Source organism: Acinetobacter sp. YH16031 (assembly GCF_013417335.1).
In the GTDB taxonomy this organism is placed as follows: Bacteria; Pseudomonadota; Gammaproteobacteria; order Pseudomonadales; family Moraxellaceae; genus Acinetobacter.
In genome coordinates, this window is sequence record NZ_VPED01000004.1 from 157,231 (window position 1) to 163,463 (window position 6,233).

The 6,233-nt window shown below is 43.3% G+C and carries 9 protein-coding genes; 5 read left to right on the forward strand and 4 right to left on the reverse strand.

What is annotated here, in order from left to right; translation table 11 throughout:
• Positions 1-18 precede the first annotated feature (18 nt).
• The 3 genes from tal (at position 19) to FTV31_RS03630 (ending at position 3,018) form a co-directional block, all read left to right on the forward strand.
• Entirely contained in the window at positions 19-990 is a 972-nt protein-coding gene (gene tal / locus FTV31_RS03620; RefSeq protein WP_180013056.1) for a transaldolase, read from the forward strand.
• An 82-nt stretch (positions 991-1,072) separates the two neighbouring features.
• Positions 1,073-1,732, forward strand: coding sequence for a leucine efflux protein LeuE (gene leuE / locus FTV31_RS03625; RefSeq protein WP_180013058.1), 660 nt, complete (start codon positions 1,073-1,075; stop codon positions 1,730-1,732).
• 110 nt (positions 1,733-1,842) lie between these two features.
• Positions 1,843-3,018, forward strand: a complete 1,176-nt coding sequence (locus FTV31_RS03630; RefSeq protein ID WP_180013074.1) for a benzoate/H(+) symporter BenE family transporter — start codon at positions 1,843-1,845, stop codon at positions 3,016-3,018.
• Positions 3,019-3,035: 17 nt separating this feature from the next.
• Here the strand turns inward: FTV31_RS03630 and FTV31_RS03635 are convergent, their stop codons facing one another.
• The 3 genes from FTV31_RS03635 to FTV31_RS17265 form a co-directional block, all read right to left on the reverse strand.
• Positions 3,036-3,380 (reverse strand): SMR family transporter, encoded by a 345-nt coding sequence (locus FTV31_RS03635; RefSeq protein WP_180013076.1) that lies wholly within the window; start codon positions 3,378-3,380, stop codon positions 3,036-3,038.
• Between the two features lie 66 nt (positions 3,381-3,446).
• Entirely contained in the window at positions 3,447-4,451 is a 1,005-nt protein-coding gene (locus FTV31_RS03640; RefSeq protein WP_180013060.1) for an alpha/beta hydrolase, read from the reverse strand.
• Between the two features lie 78 nt (positions 4,452-4,529).
• The gene (locus FTV31_RS17265; protein ID WP_257227141.1) at positions 4,530-4,655 is read right to left on the reverse strand and encodes a hypothetical protein; all 126 of its coding nucleotides are present in this window, start codon (positions 4,653-4,655) and stop codon (positions 4,530-4,532) included.
• Positions 4,656-4,726: 71 nt separating this feature from the next.
• Here FTV31_RS17265 and FTV31_RS03645 point away from each other — a divergent pair, with 71 nt between their 5' ends.
• Together FTV31_RS03645 and FTV31_RS03650 are read left to right on the forward strand one after the other, a co-directional pair.
• On the forward strand, positions 4,727-5,170 hold the full coding sequence (locus FTV31_RS03645; protein WP_125279008.1) for a universal stress protein: 444 nt from the start codon (positions 4,727-4,729) through the stop codon (positions 5,168-5,170).
• A 125-nt stretch (positions 5,171-5,295) separates the two neighbouring features.
• Positions 5,296-5,742 carry a universal stress protein gene (locus FTV31_RS03650; protein WP_104425970.1) on the forward strand — a complete coding sequence of 149 codons (447 nt, stop codon included), beginning with the start codon at positions 5,296-5,298 and terminating at the stop codon, positions 5,740-5,742.
• A gap of 56 nt (positions 5,743-5,798) precedes the next feature.
• Here FTV31_RS03650 and FTV31_RS03655 read toward each other — a convergent pair.
• The coding region (locus FTV31_RS03655) for a transposase (protein WP_180013062.1) at positions 5,799-6,233 on the reverse strand (435 nt) is incomplete at its 5' end.

Below are 6,233 nucleotides of genomic sequence, written 5' to 3' on the forward strand. Positions count from 1 at the left end.
CCATAGAACTAGATCGTAATGACATTAACTGCATTAAACCAATTAAAAAACTTGACGACTATTGTGGCAGATAGCAGTGATTTAAGCGCAATTGAGAAATTTCGCCCTCTGGATGCCACCACAAATCCATCTCTGATTACTGCAGCAGCGAAACAACCTGAAAATCAGGCCTTGATTGAAGCAGCTTTTCAACAAGCCCAGCAAGAAAGCTATGTGAATAATGCCCTGATTGAACGCACGATTGATATTTTGACCGTCAAATTCGGTGTTGAAATTTTAAAACTGATTGAAGGTCGTGTTTCGACTGAAGTGGATGCTTCCCTGTCTTTTGATACTGAAGCGACCATCGCCAAGGCTAAAGAATTACTCGCGCTGTATGATCAATATGGAATTAATTCTGACCGCATCCTGATTAAGATCGCATCAACCTGGGAAGGCATTCAGGCAGCGAAAGCACTGGAAGAAGAAGGTATCCATACCAACCTGACCTTATTATTTGGTCAGCATCAGGCTCATGCCTGCGCTGATGCCAAAGTGACTTTAATCTCACCTTTTGTCGGCCGCATTCTAGACTGGTACAAGAAAGCGGAAGGTGTTGAGTCGTATCCGATCGAAAAAGATCCGGGCGTACTCTCAGTGAAGCGCATTTATGAATTCTATAAAGCGCATGGGATTAAAACTGAAATCATGGGTGCAAGCTTCCGTAGTATTGAGCAGGTTTTGGGCCTCAGCGGTTGTGATCTACTGACTGTTGCACCAAACTTGCTGGAACAACTTGAAAATGATCAGCGTGAAGTTCAGGCTCAGCTTTCAGCCAAAGATATTCAATCTCAAGGTGAACTGAGTCCAATCAGTCATGCCGATTTTGATGCACAACTGAAACAGGACCAGATGGCCAGTGAATTACTGCAAGGTGGTATCGATGGCTTTATCAAGGCACGTGAACAACTGGCGGCTTTATTAAAGGAAAGTTTTTTGAGCACCACCTAATTTCACAGCGAATTTATAGAATTTCTCCAGGCCGATGTTGCTATAATGCCGCATCGGCTTTTTTCATTTTTGCGAGTTCTTCGTGTTTGGTATCACAGATCTAACGACCTTTATCATTGGGACAACGTTAATTGTGTTACTGCCGGGGCCGAATTCCCTCTATGTCATGTCGATTGCCTCCCGCTTTGGCATCAAGACCGGTTACATGGGCGCCTTAGGGGTTTATACCGGTGACCTGATTCTGATCCTGTGTACGGCGTTAGGCGCAGCCTCCTTACTCCATACGTTCCCCGTGCTGTTTATTGCCCTGAAAATTATCGGTGCTGTCTATCTCAGTTATCTTGGGATCAAACTGATCATTGCCGCCTATCAGACTTTCTTTCCGAAACAGTCGTCACAACGTGTCCAGATTAAAAAGGCTACTTCTGAAACTGTCGAGTCGATTCAGCCTTTCCGTACAGCATTAACAATCAGTGTTTTAAATCCTAAAGCGATTCTGTTCTACCTGTCTTTTTTTGTGCAGTTTGTTGATCCTGTTTACCCTTATCCGGCACTGACTTTTGCACTCTTGGCTTTAATCCTGCAACTGATCAGCATGACCTACCTTTCAATCCTGATCTTTTCCGGGGTCAAACTCGCGAGCTATTTCAACCAGAATTATAAATTGACGGCTGGCGGGGTTGCTTCAGTAGGAATTCTCTTCTGCGGGTTCGGAATTAAACTGGCGACTTCAACCTTCTAAAAATTAGCAGCTTTCTGGCAAGAGCAGCTCTTTCTAAAATTGTTAAAAACATTGTGTTGATATATGAAAAGCGTATGATTTAAACGCATTTAAAAATAGTGTCATGGATGATGCCTAAACTTTTACAAGATCTCTCCTTTCCTGCCATCATGGCGGGTTTTATTACCTGCATGATTGGGATCAGCGTATCCGCGGTACTGGTCATTGAAGCAGCCCAAAGCCTGGGTGCAAATGCAGCGCAAATCAGTTCCTGGTTATGGGCACTCGGTATAGGTATTGGGGTTTCCGGCTTGCTGCTTTCCTGGAAATATCGCTATCCGATTTCCACCGCATGGTCGACAGCCGGTCTGGCGTTAATTATTGCCTCCGCAGGCCATTACAGTCTGGCCGAAGCGATTGGCGCTTTTCTGATTTGCGGTATCCTGATTGCCTGTCTGGGATTTTTCGGAATATTTGACCGGATTTTTCAGTTTATTCCACAAAGTCTGACCAGTGCCATGCTGGCTGGTGTCTTACTGAAATTTGGTATTTCAGTATTTGGCAGCCTGCAACAATCCTGGGGCTTTGTGCTCACTGTACTGGCCATTTATCTCATTTCTAAAAAGCTCAGTACCCGTTATAGCATTGTCATTACCGTACTGCTTGCAATTGTACTCTGTCCGTTCTTTATCGATTTTACACTTCCCCATTTGAACTGGAGTATCGCTCAGCCTGTATGGACCACGCCAGAATTTAGCCTGCAAGCTATTTTAGGACTAGCTCTTCCGCTAATGGTGATTAATCTGGCATCGCAATATTTACCAGGCCTGGCTGTAATTAAAAGTTATGGCTATCCACCCAAGGTAAATTCGATTTTAGGTTGGACGGGCCTCACTCAAGCACTACTCGCTCCCTTTGGCTGTTTCAGTGTTAATCTTGCCGCGATTAGCGCAGCAGTCAGTCTGGATGCACAAGCCCATCCTGATCCGGCTAAACGTTATATCGCGGGTATGAGCTGTGGTCTGTTTTATATCCTGATGGGTTTCTTCGCTGCAACCCTGACCAGCTTATTGATGGCTTTTCCAGGTATTCTGATTACGGTTCTGGCTGGCATTGCCCTGTTTGGCACCATTGGCCATAACATCGCACTGGCTTTTCAGGACAGTCATGACCGGGAAGCCGCACTGATGACCTTTCTGTTCAGTGCATCCAATATCCAGTTTTTTGGAATAGGTTCAGCTTTCTGGGGCCTACTGCTTGGTTTGATAGTTTATTTACTATTTAGGCTTAAACCTCAGCTGGCTTAGACTTATATCTATCTCTTTTAATGTCCTGCCGTTTGAGAAAACAGATTAATGACCACTACACCGGAAATAATCAGGGCAATACCAATAAAAGCAGGAAGATCCAGCGCCTGCTTAAATACAATATAACCGACAATGGCTGTGAGAATGATCCCTACACCGGCCCAAATCGCATAAGCAATGCCTAAAGGAATTACCTTAATCACCTGAGACAGCAAATAAAACGCGATACAGAATAAAACGACCACCGCTAAAGAAGGCCACAAATGGGTAAAGCCTTCAGATTTCACTAGAAATGTAGATCCAGTGACTTCAGCAATTATAGCCAAACCCAATAAGAGATATGCCCAAGTCGCAGGGTTCATTTTTTTCATTCTCCAAATCTGTCTTTCCTAAACCAAAGCTTAGTTATGTCTTAAGAAATAAATTATTTATAACTGTATGTTGAGGGGTGAAAGCTGATGCAGAAAATCCAGCGTCTTGATAAAAGTCTGCTGACTTTCTTTCTTGCCCATAAAGAACTGATATTCATGAATCAGCCAGGCTTTAGATTCGGGATAAAAAACTTCTGTCACTGGAACCTGCTGCGCTTTTAAAGCTTTGATAAAAGGCAAGGATTGGGTATCAGTCAGAAAGTCCTTGTTGCCCCCGCTAATGAATACTGGCGGATAAGACGGCGTAATATACTGGATTGGAGAAATACGTTTGAGAAATTCGGCATCATTTTTACGGTCACCTGTATAAGCCTGAATCAGGCTATATACTCCCCACTCTACGATCTTCATTTCATCAGGTGCGGTACTGGCGAATGACTCCAAGTCATAAATACCACAGTGCAGAATCAGACCTTTAAGCTGGGAAGGTTGCAGATAAGGTTGAAAATCCGATTGTTTGGCAAAGGCGGGATTTGTTAAAAGTGCAGCATAGTGACTGGCCAGATTCGCCCCGGCAGAATCTCCGGCCAGATATAAATTTTCGGCATCAATCTGGTATTCAGCTGCATGTTGAGTAATAAACTCCAAGGCCTGATCAATCTGATGTAACTGGCTTGGATAAATGGCTTGAGGTGCAAACTGATATTGGACCGATACCACATTATAACCTTGCGCAGCCAGAAGTTTAAAATAACCCCGGGCATGTTCTTTGGAACCAGAAATCCAGCCACCACCATGAATCCACACAATGGTTGGTTGCGGGCCGATATTTTCGATATTTTGTGGTTGATACAGATCCAGAGAGAGCTTTTTCTGCGGTTCATAGACCATATTCTGATGCACGATGACCGAACCTGGTGCATAGCGATCCATCACCTTTTGCTGCATCCCTGTGGTCAAATTAAAAGCACTGGCAATGACCCGGCTGTTCTGTACAGTATTTTGACAGCCTGCCAGAATAATTGAACAGAACAACAATAAATGAATAGCAAAAAACCTCAAAACCTTCCCCCTCGATCAGCCCAAAAATAAGCCCAGGCAGTTTAAACCATCCCCAGAAAAACAGCGTCATTTATCCTGTTATTTTTGATCAATAAAACCTGAATCCCTAGTTTTTTGCTCTGTTTTTTCTTTCATCAAATCTCTGCATTTATGTGAAAATACCTGTAATTTAAAGATTTTTTGCCATTTTTCAGCTTTTTGCAATTGCACCCATGGGTACATTGTGCTATCAATAAATCAGAGCGTAAAAAACACACAACATGCGGAGAAAAATCATGGCTTACCAACATATTTTAGTCCCAGTAGACGGTTCAGATATTTCCTTTTCTGCAGTTCGACATGCAGCCAAAATTGCCAAGGCATTTGGCAGTAAACTTTCCCTGATTAGCCTGATTGCAGAAGACCCTTTTACTGAAGCTGACTTCTACTACAGTTCAACGATTATGAAAGAGTATTTTGCTCAGGCTCATGCCAATGCAAAAAATGCCCTAAAAGAAGCCACTGCAATTGCAGGCAGTGAAGGTATAGAAGCAGATTCCCGCATTGTGACTGGCCTGGTGAATGCCGAACATATTGCTGAGACTGCAGAGGAAACCCAGGCTGATCTAATCGTCATGGGTTCACACGGCCGTAAAGGCTTCCAGAAAATGATTCTGGGCAGCTTTGCACAGGATGTTCTTGGCGCCAGTCAAATTCCGGTGTTAATCGTTAAAAAATAATCTGATTTGCGCATCTTCAAGGTGCGCAATTTTTTCAGGCAGTGTTTCTGTCTGAACCCTTCTACAGTAAACCTCCATTTTCTAAATGATCATTTCACTGCATATTCTAAAAATGAGGAAGCACCATGCAAAACTATGAACATATTCTTGTCGCACTCGATGAATCCTCGATGTCCTATGCTGCAGCTGAACATGCCCGTGAGCTGGCCAAAGCTTTTAATAGTAAGGTGACATTGGTTAGTATTATTGCTGTAGACCCATTTAAAGGCGTGGACTTTTATAAGGTTGCTCCCGCAGTCACTGACTATTTCATGCAGGCAGAACAACATGCACTGGATCTTTTAAATGAGATTAAGGCAAATTTTGTGCATGATGGTACACAAGTCACGACCAAGATCATTCATGGTATGGCACCTTCTGAAGGAATTCTTCAGGCAGCGCAGGAAGTTCCGACCGATCTGATTATCATGGGATCACATGGCCGTAAAGGTCTGCAAAAACTGATGCTGGGCAGCGTGGCACAGAATGTCCTTTCCCAGTCCGAGATTCCGGTATTGATTGTGAGACCTTAACGTAACCCAGACAACAAAAAAGCCTGCGATGCAGGCCATTGCTGTCCCACAATTTTTCACAAGAGGAAGCTCAAATGAGCTTCCTCTTGTTTTATGGGTATTTTATCGGGTGAAAATAAAGCTTTTAAAGTTCTTCTTTCAAACAAATTCACTTGAATTATTCTGAGTAAACGTTGAACTGTCCAACCTGTTTTTCCTAAATGTTGAGCGAAACTCACCAATAAATAGGCGATCATCGCAATCCAGATTTGTGTCTGAATTGCGTTCCTGCTGCGGCCTAGAAACGCTTTTAATTTGAGATTCTGCTTAATCGCCTTAAAGAACAGCTCAACTTTCCAACGATCTTTATAAATCGCCGCAATGGTGGAGGCGGCTAAATGAAAGTTATTGCTGAGAAAGCTAAAGTGCTTGCCACTTTGCTGATCTCTATATTCAATTCTTCTTAACACTGGGGCTTTTCTTTTTAGGGCATGTGCGCTATTCAGCTGAAT